Below are 23,428 nucleotides of genomic sequence, written 5' to 3'. Positions count from 1 at the left end.
TTGGCATGACACATCGCGTGTCATGCCAACCCGCCTCTCACTGCGCTCGGCCTATGTGACTGGCTGCGCTTCCTGCTGCTTGGCCGCCGCGTCGATCGCGGCCAGTGACTTCCGGACCTGGTTACGGTCCGTGGTGTACCAGAAGTCGGGCAGTGACGCCTTCAGATAGCTCCCGTAGCGAGCCGTGGCCAGCCGCTGGTCGAGTACGGCGACCACACCGCGGTCCCCCGAGGCCCGTACGAGGCGACCGGCGCCCTGTGCCATCAGCAGGGCCGCGTGGGTGGCGGCGACCGCCATGAAGCCATTGCCACCCGCATCCTCCACCGCCTTCTGGCGGGCACTCATCAGAGGGTCATCGGGCCGTGGGAACGGGATCTTGTCCATGACCACCAGCTGACAGCTCGGGCCGGGCACATCCACGCCCTGCCAAAGCGACAGCGTGCCGAAGAGACACGTCTTCGGGTCGGCCGCGAAGTTCTTGATCAGTTCGCCCAGGGTCTCCTCGCCCTGCAGGAGGATCGGAAACTCCGGGATACGGGTGCGCAGCTCCTCCGCGGCCAGTTGGGCGGCCCGCATGGAGGAGAACAGGCCGAGGGTGCGCCCGCCCGCCGCCTGGATCAGCTCCGTCAGCTCGTCGAGCATGTCCGCGCGATCGCCGTCCCGCGCGGGGCGGGACAGGTGCTTGGCGACGTAGAGAATGCCCTGCTTCGGGTAGTCGAAGGGCGAGCCGACGTCGACGCCCTTCCACGTGGGGAAGTCGTCGCCTTCGGTGCCCTCGGGGGCCAGCCCCAGGGAGGCGCCGACGCCGTTGAAGTCGCCGCCCAGCTTCAACGTCGCGGAGGTGAGGATCACGGAGCGGTCCGCGAAGAGCTTCTCGCGCAGCAGACCGGAGACCGACATGGGGGCGACGCGCAGAGAGGCGCCGAAGCGGTCGTGGCGCTCGTACCAGACGACGTCCCACTCCGAGCCGTGCGTGATGCGCTCCGCCACGTCGTGCACGGTCTCCACGGAGGCCAGCGCCTGCTTGCGAACCGCGTCCTCGTCCTGGACGGACTTGTCGCGGGTCGCGCCGATCGCGGAGATGACCGTGCGGCAGGCGTCGCGCAGGGCCGTCAGCGCATAGCCAAGATCCTCAGGGATCTCTTCGAGCCGGCCGGGCAGGGCCAGCTCCATCAGCCGCTCGAAGCCCTCGGCGGCGGTCTGGAGCTGGTCGGCGGCCTTCTCGTTGACGAGTTTGGCGGCGCGGCGTACGGCACGGTTGACCTGGCCCGGGGTCAGCTCGCCGGTGGCAACACCGGTGACCCGGGAGACCAGCTCGTGAGCCTCGTCCACGATCAGCACCTCGTGCTGCGGAAGGACCGGGGCGCCCTCGATGGCGTCGATGGCGAGCAGGGCGTGGTTGGTGACGACGACCTCGGCGAGCTTCGCACGCTCCCGGGCCATCTCGGCGAAGCACTCGGCGCCGTACGCACACTTCGAGGCGCCCAGGCACTCCCGCGACGAGACCGACACCTGAGACCACGCGCGGTCGGAGACACCTGGGGTGAGGTCGTCCCGGTCGCCGGTCTCGGTCTCGTCCGACCAGTCCCGCAGCCGCAGCAGGTCCTGGCCCAGCCTGCTGGTGGGTGCGGCCGCCTCGAACTGGTCGAAGAGGCCCTCCTCCTCGTCCTGCGGGACACCCTCGTGGAGGCGGTGCAGACACAGGTAGTTAGACCGGCCCTTCAGCATGGCGAACTCCGGGCGGCGGCGCAGCAGCGGGTGCAGCGCCTCTACCGTGCGCGGCAGGTCCCGCTCCACCAGCTGGCGCTGCAGCGCCAGGGTGGCGGTCGCTACGACGACACGCTCGCCGTGCGCGAGTGCAGGCACGAGGTAGCCCAGCGACTTGCCGGTGCCGGTGCCGGCCTGGACCAGCAGATGGGAGCCGTCGTCGATCGCCTCCGCGACGGCTTCGGCCATGGTCACCTGGCCGGGGCGCTCCGTACCGCCGACGGCTGTGACGGCGGCATGCAGGAGTTCGGGGAGTGAGGGCTTCGTCATAGCTCGACCACCCTACGGCCCGACACTGACAAACGGGTGACCACGCCGGGAGCCGGGGTGGGATCAAGAACAGGGTTTGTGGGGTCACGGGTGGCGGCGGAGTGTGCTTTTGCTCGGTTGGGTGCGGCATGGGATCGGTGGGGATCGGGCTTGGGCGGGACGGGACGGTTGTGGATCGGCTTGGGCGGGGCGGGAGGGTTGTGATCGGTTGGGCAGGGCGGGACGGGCGTGGATCAGCTTGTTCCGGGGTTGAACGGTTGTTGATCGACTTGTGCGGGGTCGGGCGGTCGAGATCGGTTGGCCGCATTGCCGCGTGCGCTGGAACGAACTCGATGAATCCGAGTGGGAACTGGATCGCCGTCGGCTGCGTTCCAAGAGTGATGACGCTGTGACACAGCGCTACATCAGATGACGTAGGGACCGGTCTCGCATCATGAGGGCGGCCCGTTTGGCAGGCAGGTCGACCTCGGCGGCGAACCGGAAACCGGCGTTGAGGAATGCGGCCACGGAGGGGGTGTTGCGAATGTCGGGTTCCGCTACGACGCGTGCGCAGGCGGGCCGTCTGTCGAGGACAAAGTTCGCGACGGATCTGAGCAGGGTGCTGCCGAGTCCCTGGCCGCGTTTGGCGATATCGCCGATGAGGATATGGATGCCGGTGTCGTGAGGCCGGGCGGGATAGTAGCGGGCCAGTGAGTCGAGGTCGGCCCGGTAGATCTCCCAGTAGCTCATCGGCGTGCCGTCCAGCACGCCGAGACAGGGGACGCTGCGTCCGTCGCCGGCCAGCTGCGCCTTGAGGTGCTGCTCGGTCACGTCCTGGGATCCGTCGAGCTGCCAGAACGCTGCCACGGCGGGGTCGTTCATCCAACGGCCGATGAGCGGCAGGTCCCGCTCGACGTGTACGGGGACGAGCTGGAAAACGCCCGCGGGTGTGTCGGTCGGGCCCCAGTCGCCGACGTGGTCGAGCAGGTCGTCGGGCACGGGCCTCACGGCTGTCAGCCGTGAGGCCGCGGCACGCGATGGGCTGTCCGCTTCGGGCTCCTCCCCGGCGAGGAACGCGATGAGCTCACTGGGCAGACGCAGGTCCAGGGTGTCCTCGGCGTCGGTGTCCTCGGGCGTGGCCTTGTTCTCGCCCGGGCCGGGACTTCTGTCCGTGACGGGTGCGGTACCGGCATCGGCGCTCGCGTCGGTCGGAGGCACTTGGGGCTCCTCTCAGAAGGCGGTGTCGGGGCGTCTTCCTAGTGAGTGAAGGGACTGATGGGTGAAGGGACTTGGCGGCTGGTAGGGACTGCGGGTGAAGGGACTGCGGTTTTGATGGGACTGCGGGTGATGGGACTTGGCGTTGATCAGGTGCGGAGGGGGTTGGCGATGGTGACGTAGACGGACTGGGTGTCCACCGGGCCGACGAGTTCGTCGAGGCCGTGCAGCCGGGTCAGCAGGTTGGCCTTGCAGCGCAGGACGGGTGAGTCGAGGAGGCAGGAGGGCAGCGACGTGCGCAGTCGAGCGGGGCCGGAGGCAGCGCTTTCGAGGAAGCGGCGGAAGGCGGCGAGCAGGAGCCGTTCGTCGGCCAGATGCTGCGACCCGAATGCACCGATGAGGCCGAGCACGTTGTTGATCGCCAAGTAGTAGGCGAAACGCTCGTCGGTGACCTCGTCGGAGACGAAGGTGTCGCTGCGCTCGCCGATGCCTGGCAGCCGGGCGGTGAGCTCTGCGCGGCGGGACTCGCGGAAGTAGTAGCCCTGGTTGTCGCGGTAACGGCCGCCGGTCGGCCAGCCATCGCGGTCCAACAGGACCAGCGTGTTCTGCTGGTGGGCCTCCAGGGCGATCCCGGCTTCGCCGTCCAGCCACAGCACGGGACGGACGACCTGTTCGAGGTAGCGCAGGAACCACTCGGCCGCGACGGCTCCGCGCGGACGGCCGGTCCGGCCGGCGAGCCGAGTGACGACGTCGGCCAACCGGGACCGTTGCGACGGCCGCTCGGGCTGCGGGCGGCCGGTGGAAGTGCCCGGCTGGGCGTGGGGGCGGGGTGCCGTTAGCCCGGCGACGCAGGACACATCGTCCGTGGGTGCGAACGGGTTGTGCCGGATCATCACGTCGAGCCCGGGTACGGGGCTGCCGTCCGGTCCGTCGACGGCGAGCCAGGCCGGGTCGCGAACGATGTCGAAGCCGGGGTGGGCGGCCCGCCACTGCTGGGCGAGCCCAGTGCGCAGCAGGCGGTGGACCTCGACACCACGGTGCAGTTCCTTGCGGAGGTTCTCACGGCGGGAGTTGGTGATGTGCAGGCCCAGCGACAGCTTGAGCATGGCTGGGGCGTGGGACTGGTAGACGGTTCGGACGGAGGAGGTGGGGTGCCAGGCGGGGCCGTGTGCCCCTAGGTCCCGGAGCAGTCCGGCGTCGAGCAGGGCGGCGACATCGCTGCGGTGCCGGAGTTCGCGCACATGCCAGGGGTGCAGGGGTAGCGCGGTGTAGCCATCGGGCAGGGGCAGGTCGGCTCCGGCCAGGTGTGCGGTGAGCCGGGCCGCGGGGACGGTGCGGCCACGCTCGGTCCAGGACGAGTCGGTGGCGAGGACAGAAGGAGCGACAGCCATCCAGTGCAGGGGGAAGGAGCCGCGCAGTTCGGGTGAGTAGAGGCGTGCTTCGGCTTCGGTGAGGCCGTCGCGGCTCTTCGGGGTGGGGTGCAGTGGATGTCCGAGCAGGAGTGCCTGCTCGGCTGCCAGGAAGAGGTCGGGTTCGTCCGCGGGGCGCTGTCTGCGGTCGCTGATGAAGGTGGCGACGCGGCGAAAGGAGTCGGCGACACGCGCGACGAGGTCGGCGCCTTCGCTCCGTCCGCGCATCGTCCCTCTCCCGAACGTCTCTCGGGCGAGCAGTGCGGCGAGGGTGACCGCGTCGAGGGGCTGGGACGGTTCCGGGGCGTCGGCCACATGCGGCAGGCCGAAGCGGTGGCAGCCCGTGCGGGACCAGTAGTGCACGGGGGCGAGCAGAGCTGTGCCGCTTGCGGGGAGCGGAATGCGGAGGGTGCCGTGGTCAGGGGCGGGGAGGCGGGTCTCGCGCACCCAGCAGCGCAGCAGGTTCTCCACGGCCGCCGCCTGGGCCGCCGTGTGGGCGTCGGGGTGGTCCAGGAGGTCGGTGGCGGTGCCGTACAGCCGCTCCGCCTGCTGCCGACCGCCCTGTTGTCCGGGGACGGTTGTGGTCGTCGCTGCCGGCGTGGTGTGGGACCCGCAGCGACGTTGTGCGGGGGTGCGGAAACGGCGGTCAGGTGTGGGGGTGGTGGTCAAGGCGCTTCCTCGTGGGGTCGATCTGGCTCTGGGGGACGAGCCCGGTGGTGCTCACGTGCGGGACGAGCCGGGTGGTGCTCTCGTGCGGGACAGGCTGGGGGTGCTTGCGAACAGGGCTGAGCGAGGCGCGGGGCGTGGTGGGGCTGGGTAAGTGGGGCGTTCTGACTGAGGGGTGATGGGAGTGGTTCAGCAGGTGGGGCGTCGGTTTGACAGGTGGCGCCGACCCAGTTGTGGCAGTGGCATGGGCGGTCGCCGTCATCGGGGTGGGCGCGGGCCGCCTCGGTGAGGGCGTCGGCCAGGCGGTCGACTGCTGCGGAGGCCTGCTCGTTGCTGATGGTGAGGGGTGGGAGCAGTCGTACGACACTCGGGTGCCGGCGGGCGTGTCCGATGAGCAGGCCCCGTTGGAGGCACTCCCGTTTAACGGCAGCGGCGAGTTCAAGAGCGGCGCGGAGTTGAGACAGCATGCGGGAGCCGATCGTCGCTACTCGTTCGGCCAGGCGGTGTTGGCGGACGTGGGCGAGGGTTGCCGTGTCTGCGGCGAGGGCGAGTTGGTTGCCGCGGAATGGGCCCGCCGGGGCGATGGGGTGGCCGAGTGCGAGGGCGTCGCGGTGGATCACCGCGGCCAGTGGGAGACTGCCGCCGATGGCCTCGGAGAGTGCCCAGAAGCCACTGGTCCTGCCGACCCCTGTCTGCCTCTCGTCGACGATGAGGGGGATGGAGCGGGCGGCTGTGATCTGCCTCGTCGCACGCGTCCATGCGTCGGGCGCGGGGTTCACCCCGCACTCGCCATGGATGGGTTCGAGGAGCATTCCGGCGGGGCTGGTGGCTTCGGACGAGGACGAGAGGGTGGCCTCGGTCCAGCGGGCGGCCAGATCGGCGGCGTCTGGGCCGGTGATGCCGAAGGGGCAGCGGTGGTCCTGTGGGGAGGGTGGACCGGCGTCCGGTGGCCGGCCGGTCTCGCCGGCAGTCCGCGACACGTCGGGCGGCATCCCGTGGTCGGCGCCGGTGAGGGCGACGATGTCGGCGCGGCCGGTCGCGGCGCGTACGCGGGAGGCGGCGGTCTCGAATGCTTCCGTTGCCGACGGGCCGCAGAACCGCACATGTGCGTCCTCGGCGAGTCCGGGTGGCAGGGTGCGCTTCAGTTCCGTGACGAAGTCGTCCTCGACGGGGGTGGCCAGGTCGGGGAGGTTGAGTGGGGCGCCCGAGAGGCAGCGGTAGCGGCGCCCATACGCGCCCTCGATGGTGAGATCGCGGGCGCGGACCGGCACGATCGGCAGGCTGCGCGGGTAGGTCCGCGGCGCCGACTCGGGCGCCGACTGGCGGCGCGGGATCCCCTCGGTCACTGCCACGGCTCCCAGTCCTCCCGCTCCGGGGCGGCCTCCCGCCGGTGTGAGGCGACGAGTTGGTCTCGCGCTCTTCGCATCCGGCCGTCGATCGCCCGCTTCCGCTTCCCGCGCCCTCACTCGCCGACTGGCCGAGTGGCCGAGTGGCAAGCGTCCGGCCGCCGTGCACCTGCCCGGCGCCCACGGCAGCGCGGCCCGGTGCGTCACGACTTGGCGGTCGGGTCACCGGTCCGCGACGGGCTCGCACACCCGCGAGCCCACTCAAGGGCCCGCGCCGCGTCGCGCCTCTGCACAGCCACTCCCGACAGCACACCTCCCGAGGCAACGCAGGCAGCACGGGCACACGCACCAGCCCCGCTCCCTACCACCACCGCTACCAACCGTGGTCCAGCCACCGGGTTACGGGTTGCTCCAAGATCCTTGCCATGACGGAACCGTTGCCGGTCCAACACATGCGTCAGCAGGCCATGAAGGTGTAGCTCTGTGTGGATACCGAGTGGCCGGGTTGGCTGCTGCGCCCCACCGCGATGACCCTCCGAGTGCGCGGTGACGTCGACGTCCTCGTCGCGTCGGGCAGGTGTTCAAATACGGGCTCACATCTCCTTCGAAGCGGTGTGGAGCGCCGACTCTCCGCTCGGCGCGGAACCGCTCCGCCTTGCCGACAGCCTGGCCTCGTGCTGCGGGCGGCGGGAGCCGCCCAGCACCATCCCTCGCTGGGCCCCCTTTGCACGCCACCCCCTGGCGAAGCTGCTCCCAAGCGGTTCCGACCGGCCGAACCCCTACAACTTCGTGGCCGGAGGCGACGTGCCCGACCCGATCCCGTGCGTTCAGCCGCCGCCCGTACGCACCATCCCCTGGTGGCGGCGCAGCCCGCTGCGCCGTCCGAGCGATCTGCCGCCCATGCCGCCGGAGGAGATCCGCAACCGCGCCGTCAGCTCCGGCGCTCTCGCCGCAATTACGGTGCTCGCCGCTGGCGCACTCGCCTACCGCCTCACCCCACGCGTCCTGGACCAGCGCCGCACGCGCACATGGGAGGCAGGCTGCACGCGCGGGTGCCCTGTTGCCAGACCGGTGCCCGATGCCCAAACGGCCTTGCTGTGGTGGCACGGGGCATGAGTCGCGGAGGCAGAGGTGCCGGGCACCGATGGACGCAAGCGCCTTGCCCATGGCGTCGTCACATCACCGCGCCCACCCGGAAGACGATGCCGCTCACGCCTCGCCGCGTACCTTCATCACCATCTTGTTGAGCGCCCACAGCCCGATTCCGATGGCCAGGAGTACGCCCGCCCGGATGTAGACGTCCGCGGGCCGGTCGGACAGCGGGCTGGCCAGGATCAGGGCGGTGATCGCGCCCAGCACCGGCAGGGCCGTCGGTGTACGGAAGTGCTGGTGTTCGACGCGGTCGCGGCGCAGGACGAGGACGGCGATGTTGACGACGGCGAAGACGCACAGGAGCAGGAAGGCCGTGGTGTCGCCGAGACCCGCGATCTCCCCGGTGGAGACCAGGCCGATGGCGAGGAGCGAGACGAAGACGATCCCGACGACCGGGGTGCGGCGCCGGGGGAGCACACGGCCCAGGGCGCGCGGCAGGATGCGTTCGTTCGCCATGCCGTAGCAGAGGCGGGACGCCATCATGATGTTGATCAGTGCCGAGTTGGTGACAGCGAACAGGGCGATCAGCGCGAACAGCTTGGGCGGGAAGTCGAGCCCGCCGGCCTTGACGACCTCCAGCAGCGGGCCGCTGGAGCCCTCCAGCACGCGGTAGTCGACGAGCAGCGAGGAGACCAGGGCGACCAGGACGTAGATGGTGCCGGTGACGGCGACGCCGGTGAAGATGGCGCGCGGGAACGTACGCGCCGGATCCTTGGTCTCCTCGGCCATGTTGACGGAGTCCTCGAAGCCCACGAAGGCGAAGAAGCCGAGGGCTGTCGCTCCCAGCACGCTGGTGATCAGCGCGTAACCGGTGCCCTCTGCCTGGAACTCGCCGAGTCGGGAGGGTTCACCCTCACCACTCAGGACAGCCCAGGCGCCGATCGTGAGGATGACGAGCAGGCCGGTCAGTTCGACCATGGTGAGGACCACGTTGGTCTTCACGGACTCCGACACGCCCCGCAGATTCAGGGCCGCCAGGGCGAGGATGAACAGGATCGCGATGAGGGTGGGCGGGAAGAAGTCCGTGAACTCGGCGAAGTAGTCGCCGCTGAAGGCGCGGGCCGCCGCGCTCGCCGAGGACAGGCCCGAGCACATCACCATGAAGGCAATGATGAAGGTGAGGAACGGGACCTGGAACGCCTTCTGGGTGTAGAGCGCGGCGCCGGCCGCCTTCGGATACTTGCCGACCAGCTCGACGTACGAGGCGGCTGTCAGGATGGCCACGACGAACCCGATGACGAACGGCAGCCACAGGGCCCCGCCCACCTTGCCGGCGACCTGACCGGTGGTGGCATAGATCCCGGTACCGAGGATGTCGCCGATCACGAACAGGACCAGCAGTCGGGGACCGATGGCCCGCCGCAACGGGGTCTCGTCCCCATCCCCCGCCGAAGCGGCGGCATCCGTTGCGGTTGTGGACACGAGGCTCCCCCTGAGAGGTTCCGCACTGAACAACGTCTTGCCTGCCCGGCAGGCCAGGGAGTGATGCATCGGCGTACTGCAATCGGAGACACGGACTCGCCCCAGGCCCCAGCTCCCCATACCCGCAGGCTCTTGCAGTCCACCGGAGTCACCCGCGCGAGGTGGTCTCCCTGACCCAGGGAAGCGCGAACCGCTCCAACAACGTCAAAGCGAAGTAGAGCAGAATGCTCATCATCCCGATCAGGATGATCGCCGCCCAGGCAGTGGCGGTGTCGCCGACCCCACCGGCCTGCACGATCAGATGGCCCAGCCCGGCCTCCCCGGCCTGGAACTCACCGATGACCGCGCCGATCGCGGCCAGCGGCATGGCCACCTTCAGGCCGACGAAGATCTGCGGCAGCGCGGCGGGCAGCCGGATCTTCCGGAACGCCTGCCAGCGCGAGGCGTCCAGCGAGCGCGCCAACTCGGCCAGGTCCGCCGGGGTCGACGTGAGGCCGGTCGCGGTGGACAGCACGATCGGGAAGAAACAGAGCAGGAAGACCATGATCAGGACCGGCTTCTGCCCCCAGCCGAAAGCACCCACCAGCAGCGGCCCAAGCGCAATCTTCGGAACCGCGTTGACGGCCACCAGCAGCGGCGTGAACATGCGCTCCAGTACCCGCGAGCCGGCCAGTGACAGTCCGATCAGAACTCCGCAGGTGCTGGAGAGAACGAAGCCCACAACCGTCTCCACCGTGGTGTCGGCGGTGTGTTCCAGGAACTGGGCCGGGGCTGCGGTGAATGCCGAGAGCACGGCACCGGGGGGAGGCAGCACCACCGGGTGGATCACCTCCAGCACCGACGTGAGAAGCCACCACACGCCGAGCGCGACCAGCAGCCCGGCCAAGGGAAGCAGTACGGCGCCCATGCTCGTCCTGCGCTGGAATCCGACTCGCGGCACGGGCATCGGCTCCGGGGCCGCCGCCGGGGCCTGCTGCGGCTGCGAGAGTTCGGTCATCCCATCCTCCTCGAGCCGCCCAGCTCGTCCCTTTGCTCGCCCCTTTGCCCGGCCACTCAGGCTTTCGGTACGAGGTCGAAGTCGATGATCTCTTCCGGGGTCATTCCTTGCGGCAGCGCATCCGCGCTCTGCAGGATCGCGATGCTCTTCGCGACCCGTCCGGAGTCCAGCGTCCCGATCGCCGTGCCGGAACCGCCTGGCCTGACGTACGCGGCCATCAACTCCAACTCGGCAGCCGCAGCCGCCGGATTCGTGGCGTCCACGTTCCGCTTCAGGATCTCGGCGGCCTCCTTCGAGTTGGCCAGGCTGTACTCCAAGCCCTTGAGCAGCGCGGTGCTGAACCGCTTCACCATCTCCGGCTCCTGCTCGGCGAGCTTCTTGGACGTGATCAGCACGTTTCCGTAGAGATCGGGGATCACGTCGCTGTACGGGAGCAGGACGGCCTTCTTCTTGGTCACCGCCTCGATGGTCGGCTTCCCCACCACGAACTGGCCGATGCCGTCCACCGAGCCGGTGGCGAGCGTGCCCATGAGGGTCTGTGCGTCGCCGTTGACCCAGGTCACCTTGCCCGCGTCCACTCCGGCCAGTCGGGCGTACGTCGGGAAGAGGTTGCGCACGACAGAGCCGGGCGTGTCGGCAAGTCGTTTGCCCTCGAGGTCCTTCGGTACGGCGATGCCGTTGCCCTCGGTGGTGGCGATCGCGGCCATGGTGCGCTGCTGGATGGCGGCCACCGCGACGAAGTCCTTGGCCTGGCCGCTGCCCATGTGCAGCAGACCGCCCGTCAGGTCGATCGGGCCGAACTGCGCCTGGCCACTCACGACGGCCGGAATCACGCCGCCGGTGCCCTGTCCCGGCTTGATCTCCACGTCGAAGCCTGCCTCTTCGAAGAACCCCTTGTCCTTCGCGACCCAGGCGTACGCATCCCGGCCGAAGTTGCCGAACGAGGTCAGGTAGGTCACCTTCTCCAGTGGCTCGGCGTCCGTACCGGCGCCGTCGTCGGAGTCCGACTCGCCGCACCCCGACACCAGTGCCAGCACCGTGGCCAGGGCCACCGCAGCGACCGTTCGGGCGAAGCTGTTCATGCGCACAGTGAGGTCCTTTCCGACCGTCGGAGGCATGACACTTCGTGCGGGCAACAGCGTACGAGAGACTGGCAGTTGTGAGACCGGGCGTGCGGAATTCGCCGACAGTGCGACAGGTACCGCCGAGCGGTCTGTCCCGGGTAGCCTGACCGCGCGTCATGGACCGGCCAGCATCGCGATCGCCAGTTGATGGGGAGACCGCCGGATGATCAGACTCACCGGCGTGTCCCGGAGCTTCACCAGCCGGTCCGGTTCGACGGTGGCGCTCCAGAGCGTTGGCCTTCACATCGCCGAGGGTGAGTTCGTGGCCGTGGTGGGCCGGTCCGGGTGCGGCAAGTCCACACTGCTGCGGCTGATCGCCGGGCTGCTGCCGGTCACCGAGGGCGAGATCAGCATCGGCGGCGAGCGAGTCACCGGAGCCCGTCGGGATGTCGCCATGCTGTTCCAGCGGCCGGCCCTGCTGCCCTGGCGGTCCGTCCTCGACAACGTCCTGCTGCCCGTGGAGATCTTCGGCTGGAACAAGACCGAGCACCGCGACCGGGCGTACCGGCTGCTGGAGACGGCCGGACTGAGCGGCTTCGAGAAGCACCGGCCGCACGAGCTCTCCGGCGGTATGCAGCAGCGTGTCTCACTGTGCCGGTCGCTGATGGGTGAGCCCCGGGTGCTGCTCATGGACGAGCCGTTCTCCGCACTCGACGCGCTGACCCGCGCGGAACTCGCGGTGGAGCTGCAACGCGTCCACATCGAGAACTCCGCCACCGTCGTCTTTGTCACCCACTCGATAGACGAGGCCGTGCTGCTCGCCGACCGGGTGGTGGTGCTCACCCCGCGCCCGGGCCGGATCCGCAAGATCGTCGACATCGGCATCCCCCGGCCGAGGACGCTGGGCCGTACCGCGTATCTCGACGAAGTGGCCCGGTGCAGCGCCGATCTGCACGAGCTGCTGATGGAGCAGGACATGTCCACGTCGGCCGAAACGGAGGGGCGATGACCCTGCGGATCTGCGTCTTCACCGAGCCGCACCGCGGTGCCGACTACGAAGATCAGCTGCGCTTCGTCCGACTCGTCGAGGCCGGCGGGTTCGAGGGCTTCTTCCGGGCCGACCACTACCAGGCCATGGGCGCCGATCCCGGGCTGCCCGGCCCCACCGACGCGTGGCTGACCCTGGGCGCGCTCGCCCGGGAGACCTCCCGGATCCGGCTGGGCACCCTGGTCACCTCGGCCACCTTCCGGCTGCCGGGACCGCTGGCCGTGATGGTGGCGCAGGTCGACCGGATGAGCGGCGGGCGGGTCGAACTCGGCCTCGGCGCGGGGTGGTACGAACGGGAGCACACCTCGTACGGCATCCCGTTCCCGGCCGCCCCGGAGCGCTTCGACCGGCTGGAGGAGCAGCTGGCCGTGATCACCGGACTGTGGCGGACACCGGTCGGCGAGAGCTTCAGCTACCGCGGCGACCACTACCAGCTGGTCGACGCGCCCGCACTGCCGAAGCCCGTGCAGGTGCCGGGCCCGCCGATCATCGTCGGGGGCCGCGGACCGAAGCGCACCCCGGAGCTGGCCGCCCGGTATGCCGACGAGTTCAACATGCCCTTCAAGTCGGTGGCCGAGACGGCCCAGGCGTACCGCCGGGTTGCCGAGGCCTGCGACCGGACCGGCCGGTCCGACGCCGGTCGCCCACCGCTGGTGCTCTCGGCGGGTGTGGTGGTCGCGATCGGCCGTACCGACGTGGAGGCGCAGCGGCGGGCCGCCCCGCTGCACGTCAAGAGCGCGCTGCCACCGGAGGATTCAGTGGTGGGATCCCCCGCCCAGCTCGTGGAGCGGCTCGGCGAGTTCTCCGCGATCGGCGCACGCCGGATCCATCTGCGACTGATCGACTTCACTGACCTCGACCACCTGGAACTCATCGCCAGTGAGGTGCTCCCGCAGCTGGACCATGTGCATCACAGTCCCCGACACGATCGGACGTGAGGCGACGTCAACTCGGGAAAGGGCTGGAGGGTTGCCAGGTCAGACAGCCCGTAGCGAAACCGTTGCCGTTCCATGGGAAGTCCCCCACAGCGACCGCATAGTGTGGCAGGCGCTGAGTCCGTTATCACCAGGGGGAGTAACACCATGCGATCCATACGGCCGTCGTTCACCGCTCGCCGGGAGAGGGGCGCGCGTCGCAGAACCTCCCCTGTGCTGGCCACCGTTGCGCTGGCTTCCGCGCTGGCTCTCACCGCCACCGCGTGTGAGTCGGGTGACCCCGCGGCGGACGCCCAGGCGTCGGCCTCGGCGGCCGCTGAGGGCGACGGAAAGATCCAGATCCCGGACGACATCAAGGACCGGCTGAAGGAACACGGGATCGACCTGGACCAGTGGCGGGACGGCGCCTGGAAGAACTGGGACAAGGACGACTGGCTGCGCGAGGCCGAGGACTTCATCAACCCGATCATCGAGGACCTGTGGGACCCGGACCGGATGCGGGAGGCACAGGAGCCGGAGCAGGCCGTCGACGAGGGCGACCTCTCCGGAGACCAGGGGGTGACCGACCCGACGCCGGAGCCGGTGGAGGCGGAAGCCGTGCCCGCGTCGTACCACACCAACGCGCCAGAGGCGGGGAAGCTGCTCTTCGACTCGCCCGAAGGCACGATGGTCTGCTCGGCGACGGTCGTGGAGGACCCGGCCAACCCGGGCAAGTCGAACCTGGTGTGGACGGCTGGGCACTGTGTGCACGCCGGCAAGAGCGGCGGCTGGTACCGCAACATCGCGTTCGTGCCGTCGTACAACGATGCCGCCATGTCGGCCGCGGAGCTACAGAGCGCCACCAAGGAGCAGATCGCTCCGTACGGTGTCTGGTGGGCCGACTGGGTGCAGACCTCCGACCAGTGGATCGAGCAGGGCGGTCCGACGGGCGGGGACGGAGCGGCGTACGACTTCGCCGTGCTCCATGTGACGCCGGAGGAAGGCAGCGGGGGCAAGTCCCTGGAGGAGACGGTGGGTTCGGCGCTGCCCGTGGACTTCGCGGCTCCGGCCGTGCCGGAGATGGAGGGCCTGACGGCGACGGGCTACCCGGCGGGGGCGCCGTACGACGGTCAGACGCTGTACCAGTGCGAGGACAAGCCGGGGCGCCTGTCGATCAACGCGTCGGACCCGACGATGTACCGGATCGGCTGCACGATGACCGGCGGTTCGTCCGGCGGTGGCTGGGTCGCGACGGGCTCGGACGGGCAGCCGGCGCTGGTGTCCAACACCTCGATCGGTCCGGTCACTTCGGGCTGGCTGGCGGGGCCGCGGCTGGGTGACGAGGCCAAGGGCGTGTTCCAGGCGGTGAGCGGCAAGTTCGCGGGCCAGTGACGGTGCCGTAGGAACGTCGGTCAGTGACGCGCCAATGATGAAGGCCCGCCCCTCACACCAGGGGCGGGCCTCTCTCTACGGCTTCACGGCAGGCTTACGACGGCTCAGGCCGCCGGCGTCGGAGTGTACGGCGCGAGTTCGGCCGCCAGCTCCTCGTGCACCCGCACCTTGAGCAGGGTGCCCTCCGGGGTGTGCTCCTCGGAGATCACCTCGCCCTCGTCATGGGCGCGGGCGACCAGCTTGCCGTGGGTGTACGGCAGGAGCACCTCGATCTCGACGGACGGGCGGGGCAGCTCGTTGTCGATGAGCGCGATCAGCTCGTCGATGCCCCGGCCGGTACGGGCCGAGACGGCGATGGAGCGCTTCTCGATCCGCAGCAGCCGCTGGAGCGTCAGCGGGTCGGCCGCGTCCGCCTTGTTGATCACGACGATCTCCGGTACGTCGGTGGCACCGACGTCCCTGATCACCTCGCGCACGGCGGCCAGCTGCTCCTCCGGGTTCGGGTGCGAACCGTCCACCACGTGCAGGATCAGGTCGGACTCGCCGACCTCCTCCATCGTGGAGCGGAATGCCTCGACCAGGTGGTGCGGCAGGTGCCGGACGAAGCCGACGGTGTCGGCCAGCGTGTACAGCCGGCCGCTCGGGGTCTCGGCCCGGCGGACGGTCGGGTCCAGGGTCGCGAACAGGGCGTTCTCGACCAGGACACCGGCGCCGGTCAGGCGGTTGAGCAGGGAGGACTTGCCCGCGTTGGTGTAGCCGGCGATGGCGACCGAGGGCACCTTGTGGCGCTTGCGCTCCTGGCGCTTGATGTCGCGGCCGGTCTTCATCTCCGCGATCTCCCGGCGCATCTTCGCCATCTTCTCGCGGATCCGGCGCCGGTCCGTCTCGATCTTGGTCTCACCGGGACCACGGGTGGCGAGGCCGCCGCCCTTGCCGCCGCCCATCTGACGGGACAGCGACTGACCCCAGCCTCGCAGCCGCGGCAGCATGTACTGCATCTGCGCGAGCGCGACCTGCGCCTTGCCCTCTCGGGACTTGGCGTGCTGGGCGAAGATGTCCAGGATCAGCGCCGTACGGTCGATGACCTTGACCTTGACGACGTCCTCGAGGTGGATCAGCTGGCCGGGGCTGAGCTCACCGTCGCAGATGACGGTGTCCGCGCCCGTTTCGAGCACGATGTCGCGCAGCTCCTCGGCCTTGCCGGAGCCGATGTAGGTCGCCGCGTCGGGCTTGTCGCGGCGCTGGATCACACCGTCGAGCACGAGCGCGCCCGCGGTCTCCGCGAGGGCGGCGAGCTCCGCGAGGGAGTTCTCCGCGTCCTGCACGGTCCCCGAGGTCCAGACGCCGACGAGGACGACCCGCTCCAGGCGGAGCTGGCGGTACTCGACCTCGGTGACGTCCTCGAGCTCGGTGGAGAGGCCCACGACGCGGCGCAGAGCCGCGCGCTCGGAGCGGTCGAACTGGTCGCCGTCCCGCTCTCCGTCGATCTCGTGGCTCCAGGCGACGTCCTCTTCCATCAGGGCATCGGCCCGAAGACCTTCGGGAAAGTCGTGCGCGAGGCGCTTGGTGTCCTGGGAAGGGGAAGAAGAGGAGGTCATTGGGTCCTTACGTCGTTGGGGATTCCGTATGTGCGGCGACCGGGGCGCACCGCAGGCAGAGTTTTCGGACCACTTGCGGAGCTGGTCCGTCACCCTGCACAACGCACGAGTGTCCCGGGAGATTCCCGTCACCCGTGCCGCCGACCTGAAGATGGTCGCACGGCACGCCCCGTCTCGTCACCGTGTTATTCCGCCGCCGTTTTCCTGTGCTCCATGGCCTTGGGCCCGGCCGTGGGCTCCGCCGCCGTCGGCTTCCAGTCCGGGTGGCCCGGCATCGGCGGGGTCTTCTCCCCGTACAGCCACTCCTGGAAGAAGCCGCTCAGATCGCGTCCGGCCATCCGGGAGGCCAGGGACACGAAGTCGGCGGTGGTCGCCGAGCCGTCCTTGTGGCGCTTCACAAAGGCCCGTTCCAGGTCTTCGAACGCCGGGCGTCCGATCTCCTGGCGGAGGGCGTAGAGGACCAGGGCGGCGCCGTCGTAGACGTTCGGCCGGAAGATCCCCAGGCGGCTGTCGGACTCGGGCACCTTGGGTGCGGCGGGCGGGCCGCCGGCGGCGCGCCAGCGGTCGGAGGCGCCGTACGCCGCGCGCATCCGTGCCTCCAGTGTCCGGTCCGACTTCTCCTCCGCGTACAGCGCCTCGTACCAGGTCGCGTGCCCCTCGTTGAGCCACAGGTCGGACCAGGTGCGGGGGCTGACACTGTTGCCGAACCACTGGTGGGCCAGTTCGTGGACCATGATCGCGTCGACGTACCACTCGGGGAAGGCCGGGTCGTTGAAGAGCTCTCTCTCGAAGAGAGAGAGCGTCTGCGTCTCCAGCTCGAAGCCCGTGGAGGCGTCCGCGATGAGCAGGCCGTACGTCTCGAAGGGGTACCGCCCGATCTTGCTCTCCATCCACGTGATCTGGTCGGGAGTCTTGGCGAGCCACTTTTCGAGCGCCGTCCTGTGCCGGGTCGGGACGACGTCCCTCAGGGGGAGCCCGTGCGGGCCTGTGCGGCGTACCACTGTGGAGCGGCCGATCGAGACCTGGGCGAGTTCGGTGGCCATGGGGTGCTGGGTGCGGTACGTCCATGTGGTCGTGGTGCCGGCCGGCCGCACGTCGGTGGGCAGGCCGTTGGCGACGGCCGTGTAGCCGTTGGGGGCGGTGATCCGGAAGGTGAAGCGGGCCTTGTCGGACGGGTGGTCGTTGCTCGGGAAGACCAGGTGGGCGGCGTCGGCCTGGTTGGCCATGGCGAGGCCGTCGGCGGTGCGGATCCAGCCTCCCTCCCGTCCGCCGGACGTCATGGGGTCACTGGTGTGCCGCACGGTGATGCGCACCCGCTCCCCCTCGGGCAACTGTTCGTCCGGCGTGACCACCAGGTCCTCACCGGCCGCGGCGAAGGACGCCGCCTCACCGTCGATCTCGACCGAGGTGACCTTGCCGCGGGCGAAGTCGAGGTTGACGCGCGACAGGGGCGCGGTCGTTACGGCGTCGATCGTGGTGACGGCCTGGAGCGGCTTGTCGTTGGTGCCGGGATAGGTGAAGGACAGGTCGTACGCCGTCACGTCGTACCCCGGGTTGCCGAGGTACGGGAAGAGGCGGTCGCCGACGCCCAGCGGGGTGGGCGAGGCACTCGCGGCGACGAGACAGACGGAGGCGGCGGAGGCGACCAGGGCCGCTTTCAGCCGACGGGGTGCCTTCAGGGCACCGATGCGGGCCTTGAGGGCGCTGGTGCGGGTTCCGGGGGCGTCGGCGGCGGGCCGGAGAGCCCTGTCGTGGGAGGTGAGCAGCATGGGTTACGGCTATCAGCGCGCGCCTACGACACGACGACGACGCGCGCCGGGCGCACCCGAACGGGGTGCGGTCGGGGTCTGACAGGCGGCCGCCAGACGCGGCCTGAGGGCGCCGCACGCGCGCGTGGGTGCGTCTCACGACGGCGACGGTCAGGCCACGCCCCGCTCACCACGCCGACACGTGATGCTGCGCCCGGCTCACGTCGTACACCCCCGCCACATTCCGCATCGCGCGCATAAGGGCGGGCAGGTGGGCGGCGTCCGCCAGTTGGAGGGTGTAGGTGTGGCGTACGCGCTGCTGGGTCGGGGGTTCGACGGTGGCCGAGACGATCTCGGCGCCTTCCAGGGCGATGGCCTCGGTCAGGTCGGCGAGGAGGTGGGGGCGGCCGAACGATTCAGCGACCAGCGTGACCCGGCATTCCGTCGTCTCCCCCCAGCGCACGCCCACCTCCGCGCGCCCCGCGCTCTTCATTCGCGCCACGGCGGCGCACTCCACGCGGTGGACGGTCACCACTCCCCCGCGCACGACGAAGCCGGTGACCTCGTCGGGCGGTACAGGCGTACAGCAGCGGGCCAGCCGAACGCTCGCGCCGGGGCGGTCGACGACCACGGCGTCGGTGGGAGCCGAGGCTCTCGAGGCCGGAGTGGCAGAAGTGGCCGAAGTGGCCAATGTGGTCCGCGAGGCGGGGCTCCCGGCGACACCTCCAGGGCTCGGCTCCAGCTCCACCCCGCCCCTGGGGCCCTGCTCCCCTGCATCCCTCAAGCTCGTCTCCGGCGCACCCGTCTCCGCAGCCGTCGGATGCGCCGCCAGCCACCGCTGGATGGCGATCCGAGCGGCCGGTGTGTGGGCGTGTTCGAGCCACTCCCTGGAGGGTTCGGAGGCGGGGTCCTGGCCCATGAGGAGCTGGACGGTGTCGCCGTCCTTCAGGACGGTGCTCAGCGTTGCGAGACGCCCGTTGACGCGGGCGCCGATGCACGCGTGCGCGTCCTCGCCGTACTGCGCGTACGCGGCGTCCACGCAGCTCGCGCCCTCGGGCAGGCCGAGGGTGCCGCCGTCGGGGCGGAAGACGGTGATCTCACGGTCCTGGGCGAGGTCCTCGCGCAGGGTGGACCAGAAGGTGTCGGGATCGGGCGCGGCCCGCTGCCATTCGAGGAGGCGGGAGAGCCAGCCGGGGCGGGTGGGGTCGGCGCGCTCGCCGTCGGCCGGGTCGTCGGAGGCGGGCGGCGCATAGGGGTTGCCGAGCGCGATGACGCCGGCCTCCGCCACCTTGTGCATCTGGTGGGTGCGGATGAGGACCTCGGCGACCTGGCCGTCCGCGCGGGCGAGGGCGGTGTGCAGCGACTGGTACAGGTTGAACTTCGGTACGGCGATGAAGTCCTTGAACTCCGAGACGACGGGTGTCATACAGGTGTGGAGTTCGCCCAGGACGCCGTAACAGTCCGCGTCCTCGTTCACCAGCACCAGCAGCCGGCCGAAGTCGCAGCCGCGCAACCGGCCGCGCTTGCGGGAGACGCGGTGCAGGGAGACGAAGTGCCGGGGGCGGATGAGGACTTCGGAGGGGATGTCGGCCTCGTTCAGTACGGCGCGCATCTCGTCGGCGATCTCGGCGAGCGGGTCGTCGGGGCGGGACGCGTTCTCGGCGATCATCGCGCGGGTGTGCTCGTACTCCTCGGGGTGGAGGATCGCGAAGACCAGGTCTTCCAGTTCGGTCTTGAGGGCCTGGACGCCGAGCCGTTCGGCGAGTGGGATGAGGACGTCCCGGGTGACCTTGGCGATGCGGGCCTGTTTCTCGGGGCGCATCACGCCGAGGGTGCGCATGTTGTGCAGGCGGTCGGCGAGTTTGATCGACATCACCCGGACGTCGTTGCCGGTGGCGACGAGCATCTTGCGGAAGGTCTCGGGCTCGGCGGCGGCGCCGTAGTCGACCTTCTCCAGTTTGGTGACGCCGTCGACGAGGTAGCGGACCTCCTCGCCGAACTGCTCGCGCACCTGAGCGAGGGTCACGTCGGTGTCCTCGACGGTGTCGTGGAGGAGAGAAGCCGTCAAGGTCGTGGTCTCGGCGCCGAGTTCGGCGAGGATGAGGGTGACGGCGAGCGGGTGCGTGATGTACGGCTCGCCGCTCTTGCGCATCTGGCCGCGGTGCGAGGACTCGGCCAGGACGTAGGCGCGGCGCAGGGGTTCGAGGTCGGCGTCGGGGTGGTGGGCGCGGTGAGCGTCGACGACGTGGCCGATGGCGTCGGGCAGCCGGTCGCGGGTGGCGGAGCCGAGCAGTGCGGCGCGGCCCAGGCGGCGCAGGTCGATCCTGGGGAGCGACCGTCTGCGGGGCGCCGACGCGGGCGTGGGGCCTGTCATTGGACCTGATGGGCCTGTCATCGGGCCCGATACAGCGCCTGGGGTCGCAGGGTTCGTGGCCTCCGCACTCATGGGCACCTCCGGCTGCGTGGACCGGCGAACGGGGTGCCCCATGGCGGACACGGCTCAGGGGTTGGCGACATCTCCCCCGTCCGGGCCGGTGCTTGATGCTATCGACCCGACCACGCGCTCCTGACCGCCTCTGGCCCAGCGTGAAACGGATCACCCATTCGAGCGACGGTTTGGATGTTTATGCCTGGGCACGGCATGAACTGGAGCGGCCGGGCACCGACATCAGGCATCTCAGCGGAGCGCGCCCGAACATCACATCCCCCGTCAGCCGACCACGCCCGCAAGCCACTCCGCGTCGATCTCGCCCTCGGCGACGATCACCGCCGGGCCGGTCATCTCGATCTCGCCGTCGGGGCGTTCGGTGATCACCAGGCGTCCGCCGGGGACGTCCACGGTGTACGTCGCCGGAGTGCCGGTGACGGCCGGTTCGGCGCCGTCGCGGCGGGCCGTGGCCACGGCGACGGCGCACGCGCCCGTGCCGCAGGAGCGGGTCTCGCCGGAGCCCCGTTCGTGCACGCGCATCGCCACGTGCCGGGGGCCGCGGTCGATGACGAACTCGACGTTCACACCGTCCGGGTAGGCCGTGGCCGGGCTGAACGGCGGCGGCGAGAGCAGGTCGCCGGCGTCCGCGAGGTCGTCCACGAACGCCACGGCGTGCGGGTTGCCCATGTTCACGTTCCGCGCGGGCCAGCTGCGCTCGCCGACACTCACCGTGACGTCTCCCTCGGGGAGCCGCGCCCTGCCCATGCCGACGGTGACGTCACCGTCCTTGGCGAGGTGCACGGTCTTCACGCCCCCGCGCGTGGCGACGGCGATGTCCCCTTCGGCCACATGACCGGCACGCTGGAGGTAGCGCGCGAACACCCGTACGCCGTTGCCGCACATCTCCGCGATCGAGCCGTCGCTGTTGCGGTAGTCCATGAACCACTCCGCCTCGGCCGCCAGCTCCTTGGCCTCGGGGTGCGCGGCGGACCGCACGACATGCAGCAGGCCGTCACCGCCAATGCCCGCGCGGCGGTCGCACAGCGCGGCGACGGCGGCCGGGGGCAGGTCGATGGCGTTCTCGGGGTCCGGGACGATCACGAAGTCGTTCTCGGTGCCGTGACCCTTGAGGAAGGCGATCCGCGTGCTCATTCCTCGATCGTACGGGGTGGCTACGACACCTGGTCGCCGACGGACACCGGCCCCGCGGCAACCCCGGCCTCAGCGCAGCCGAGCCACCCGCCACACCGCCAGTACGACGACCGCGGCGACCACGACCACGTACGCGAGCACGACCCGCCAGTCCGGCCGGCGCCCCGATCCCCGCTGCGGCAGTCCTGGCCAGGTGTAGCCGACCTTGCGGGCGGCCATCATCCCCCAGCCCGCCGCGCAGGAGCAGATCAGCAGCCCCAGCATGGCGATCACGGCCCCGCTGTCACCGAAGTCGAAGGCCAGCGGGAACGCGAACATCAGGGAGCCCAACGCGGCCAGGCCCACGATCGGAGCCAGCTGCCACAGGCGCAGTCGGCGCTGCGGGCGCAGCTCGACCTCGACCTCGGGGCCGCTCACGAACATCTCGTCCGGCTCGGGACCGTCGTCGGTCACACCCTCGGGCGCCTCGTCGGGCCCATCGGGGCTCAGACGACCGTCCCCCTCCGGACCCTGACGGCCCTGCCCGTCGGTGCTCGAACGAACCTCGTCGTCCCGCTCCGTTTCGCCACTCCCGGTGGTGGCGTACTCAGCGCCTTGTGCAGTGTCGCGAGGGCCGGCCTCCATCGCCACGCGCCCTCCCAACTAGGACTCCACTTGGTCGATCGAAGCTCGATGATGGCACGGCGCCGCAGGCCCGGATGACGGCCGGAGCGTCCCGATGCCATCACGTGATCAGGCTGTAACCGGTCGTTCGACCAATGCCAGGGCCTGCCGCGGAAGTTCCGTGAGGTCCGCCGCGGCCCCACTGAGCCAATGCACCCGTGGATCGCGCCTGAACCATGAATCCTGACGGCGCGCGAAGCGTTTGGTGGCCCGGACGGTCTCGGCCCGGGCCTCCTCCATCGTGCACTCACCGGCGAGCGCCGCGAGCACCTGCTGGTAGCCGAGCGCGCGCGACGCCGTACGCCCCTCGCGCAACCCCTGCGCCTGAAGTGCGCGCACTTCCTCGACGAGCCCGGCCTCCCACATCCGGTCGACCCGGCGCGCGATGCGCTCGTCGAGTTCGGGACGCGCCACGTCGACGCCGATCTGCACGGTGTCGTAGACCGAGTCGTGGCCCGGGAGGTTCGCGGTGAAGGGCATGCCGGTGATCTCGATCACCTCCAGCGCCCGGACGATTCGGCGGCCGTTGCTGGGCAGGATCGCCCGCGCGGCCTCGGGATCGGCGGCGGCGAGGCGGGCGTGCAGCGCGCCGGAGCCGCGCAGCGTGAGCTCCTCCTCCAGCCGGGCCCTGACCTCGGGGTCGGTGCCGGGGAACTCCAGGTTGTCGACCGCCCCACGGACGTACAGTCCGGAGCCGCCGACGAGGATCGGCCAGCGTCCCTCCGCGAGCAGGGCGTCGATCCGCTCCCGGGCGAGCCGCTGGTACTCGGCGACGGAGGCCGTGACCGTTACGTCCCAGATGTCCAGCAGATGGTGCGGGATGCCGGCGCGCTCCTCGGGCGTCAGCTTGGCGGTGCCGATGTCCATCCCCCGGTAGAGCTGCATGGAGTCCGCGTTGACGACCTCCCCGCCGAGCTGCTGGGCCAGGTAGACACCCAGATCGGACTTTCCGGCCGCGGTCGGTCCGACGACGGCGATGACTCGGGGGGCGGGAAGTGCGCTGCTCACCGCACCAGTCTCGCAAACCTCGCACCCCGCCCACGAACGAGTTACGTGACGGCGGCGACCTGGAGTCGTTGCCCGTTGCGTGGTTCACGCCGCCGGTTCTCGGAAGCGGCGACCCGGGTGATGCAAACGGACGCTCCCCCGAGCTCCTCGACTTCGCCCGGGAAGGGGACCCATAGCGACGCGGGATTTC

Annotated in this window: 16 protein-coding genes; 3 read left to right on the top strand and 13 right to left on the bottom strand. The window is 70.2% G+C overall.

The window, feature by feature from the left end; all coding sequences use genetic code 11:
• Nucleotides 1-51: 51 nt before the first annotated feature.
• The 7 genes from SSP24_RS34995 to SSP24_RS34960 form a co-directional block, all read right to left on the bottom strand.
• Nucleotides 52-2,037, bottom strand: a complete 1,986-nt coding sequence (locus SSP24_RS34995) for an ATP-dependent DNA helicase (protein ID WP_141314012.1) — start codon at nt 2,035-2,037, stop codon at nt 52-54.
• A gap of 399 nt (nt 2,038-2,436) precedes the next feature.
• The gene (locus tag SSP24_RS34990; protein ID WP_141314011.1) at nt 2,437-3,234 is read right to left on the bottom strand and encodes a GNAT family N-acetyltransferase; all 798 of its coding nucleotides are present in this window, start codon (nt 3,232-3,234) and stop codon (nt 2,437-2,439) included.
• A gap of 146 nt (nt 3,235-3,380) precedes the next feature.
• On the bottom strand, nt 3,381-5,309 hold the full coding sequence (locus SSP24_RS34985) for an IucA/IucC family protein (RefSeq protein ID WP_141314010.1): 1,929 nt from the start codon (nt 5,307-5,309) through the stop codon (nt 3,381-3,383).
• On the bottom strand, nt 5,306-6,658 hold the full coding sequence (locus tag SSP24_RS34980; RefSeq protein WP_373306772.1) for an aminotransferase class III-fold pyridoxal phosphate-dependent enzyme: 1,353 nt from the start codon (nt 6,656-6,658) through the stop codon (nt 5,306-5,308). The genes SSP24_RS34985 and SSP24_RS34980 overlap by 4 nt, the downstream gene beginning before the upstream one ends.
• A gap of 1,203 nt (nt 6,659-7,861) precedes the next feature.
• The gene (locus tag SSP24_RS34970; RefSeq protein WP_141314008.1) at nt 7,862-9,226 is read right to left on the bottom strand and encodes an APC family permease; all 1,365 of its coding nucleotides are present in this window, start codon (nt 9,224-9,226) and stop codon (nt 7,862-7,864) included.
• 148 nt (nt 9,227-9,374) lie between these two features.
• Nucleotides 9,375-10,112 carry an ABC transporter permease gene (locus SSP24_RS34965; protein WP_229865905.1) on the bottom strand — a complete coding sequence of 246 codons (738 nt, stop codon included), beginning with the start codon at nt 10,110-10,112 and terminating at the stop codon, nt 9,375-9,377.
• A 167-nt stretch (nt 10,113-10,279) separates the two neighbouring features.
• Nucleotides 10,280-11,305 (bottom strand): ABC transporter substrate-binding protein, encoded by a 1,026-nt coding sequence (locus SSP24_RS34960; RefSeq protein WP_141314006.1) that lies wholly within the window; start codon nt 11,303-11,305, stop codon nt 10,280-10,282.
• 205 nt (nt 11,306-11,510) lie between these two features.
• Here SSP24_RS34960 and SSP24_RS34955 point away from each other — a divergent pair, with 205 nt between their 5' ends.
• From SSP24_RS34955 to SSP24_RS34945, 3 genes are all read left to right on the top strand, one after another.
• Nucleotides 11,511-12,296, top strand: coding sequence for an ABC transporter ATP-binding protein (locus SSP24_RS34955; RefSeq protein WP_141314005.1), 786 nt, complete (start codon nt 11,511-11,513; stop codon nt 12,294-12,296).
• A complete protein-coding gene (locus SSP24_RS34950; RefSeq protein ID WP_218037129.1) occupies nt 12,293-13,273 on the top strand; it encodes an LLM class F420-dependent oxidoreductase in 981 nt (326 codons plus the stop codon). The genes SSP24_RS34955 and SSP24_RS34950 overlap by 4 nt, the downstream gene beginning before the upstream one ends.
• A gap of 144 nt (nt 13,274-13,417) precedes the next feature.
• Complete coding sequence (locus SSP24_RS34945) at nt 13,418-14,641, top strand: hypothetical protein (RefSeq protein WP_141314004.1); 1,224 nt, start codon at nt 13,418-13,420, stop codon at nt 14,639-14,641.
• A gap of 104 nt (nt 14,642-14,745) precedes the next feature.
• Here the strand turns inward: SSP24_RS34945 and hflX are convergent, their stop codons facing one another.
• The 6 genes from hflX to miaA all read right to left on the bottom strand — a co-directional run bounded on the left by hflX (nt 14,746) and on the right by miaA (nt 23,238).
• Complete coding sequence (hflX, locus tag SSP24_RS34940; RefSeq protein ID WP_141314003.1) at nt 14,746-16,239, bottom strand: GTPase HflX; 1,494 nt, start codon at nt 16,237-16,239, stop codon at nt 14,746-14,748.
• Nucleotides 16,240-16,424: 185 nt separating this feature from the next.
• Entirely contained in the window at nt 16,425-18,008 is a 1,584-nt protein-coding gene (locus SSP24_RS34935; RefSeq protein WP_141314002.1) for a M1 family metallopeptidase, read from the bottom strand.
• A gap of 166 nt (nt 18,009-18,174) precedes the next feature.
• A complete protein-coding gene (locus SSP24_RS34930; RefSeq protein ID WP_141314001.1) occupies nt 18,175-20,433 on the bottom strand; it encodes a RelA/SpoT family protein in 2,259 nt (752 codons plus the stop codon).
• A gap of 264 nt (nt 20,434-20,697) precedes the next feature.
• The gene (gene dapF / locus SSP24_RS34925; RefSeq protein WP_141314000.1) at nt 20,698-21,567 is read right to left on the bottom strand and encodes a diaminopimelate epimerase; all 870 of its coding nucleotides are present in this window, start codon (nt 21,565-21,567) and stop codon (nt 20,698-20,700) included.
• Between the two features lie 69 nt (nt 21,568-21,636).
• Nucleotides 21,637-22,191 (bottom strand): hypothetical protein, encoded by a 555-nt coding sequence (locus SSP24_RS34920; protein ID WP_141314014.1) that lies wholly within the window; start codon nt 22,189-22,191, stop codon nt 21,637-21,639.
• 108 nt (nt 22,192-22,299) lie between these two features.
• A complete protein-coding gene (miaA, locus tag SSP24_RS34915; protein WP_141313999.1) occupies nt 22,300-23,238 on the bottom strand; it encodes a tRNA (adenosine(37)-N6)-dimethylallyltransferase MiaA in 939 nt (312 codons plus the stop codon).
• Nucleotides 23,239-23,428: the final 190 nt, after the last annotated feature.

It is taken from the genome of Streptomyces spinoverrucosus, from assembly GCF_006539505.1.
Taxonomy (GTDB): Bacteria; Actinomycetota; Actinomycetes; order Streptomycetales; family Streptomycetaceae; genus Streptomyces; species Streptomyces spinoverrucosus.
This window is presented reverse-complemented; position numbering and strand designations above follow the sequence as displayed.

Excerpts from the sequence above, each read along its gene's own strand:
- SSP24_RS34995 (WP_141314012.1), bottom strand. The coding sequence starts at position 2,037 with ATGACGAAGCCCTCACTCCCCGAACTCCTGCATGCCGCCGTCACAGCC.
- SSP24_RS34960 (WP_141314006.1), bottom strand. The coding sequence starts at position 11,305 with ATGAACAGCTTCGCCCGAACGGTCGCTGCGGTGGCCCTGGCCACGGTG.
- SSP24_RS34955 (WP_141314005.1), top strand. The coding sequence starts at position 11,511 with ATGATCAGACTCACCGGCGTGTCCCGGAGCTTCACCAGCCGGTCCGGT.
- SSP24_RS34950 (WP_218037129.1), top strand. The coding sequence starts at position 12,293 with ATGACCCTGCGGATCTGCGTCTTCACCGAGCCGCACCGCGGTGCCGAC.
- SSP24_RS34945 (WP_141314004.1), top strand. The coding sequence starts at position 13,418 with ATGCGATCCATACGGCCGTCGTTCACCGCTCGCCGGGAGAGGGGCGCG.
- hflX (WP_141314003.1), bottom strand. The coding sequence starts at position 16,239 with ATGACCTCCTCTTCTTCCCCTTCCCAGGACACCAAGCGCCTCGCGCAC.
- SSP24_RS34935 (WP_141314002.1), bottom strand. The coding sequence starts at position 18,008 with ATGCTGCTCACCTCCCACGACAGGGCTCTCCGGCCCGCCGCCGACGCC.
- SSP24_RS34930 (WP_141314001.1), bottom strand. The coding sequence starts at position 20,433 with ATGAGTGCGGAGGCCACGAACCCTGCGACCCCAGGCGCTGTATCGGGC.
- dapF (WP_141314000.1), bottom strand. The coding sequence starts at position 21,567 with ATGAGCACGCGGATCGCCTTCCTCAAGGGTCACGGCACCGAGAACGAC.
- SSP24_RS34920 (WP_141314014.1), bottom strand. The coding sequence starts at position 22,191 with ATGGAGGCCGGCCCTCGCGACACTGCACAAGGCGCTGAGTACGCCACC.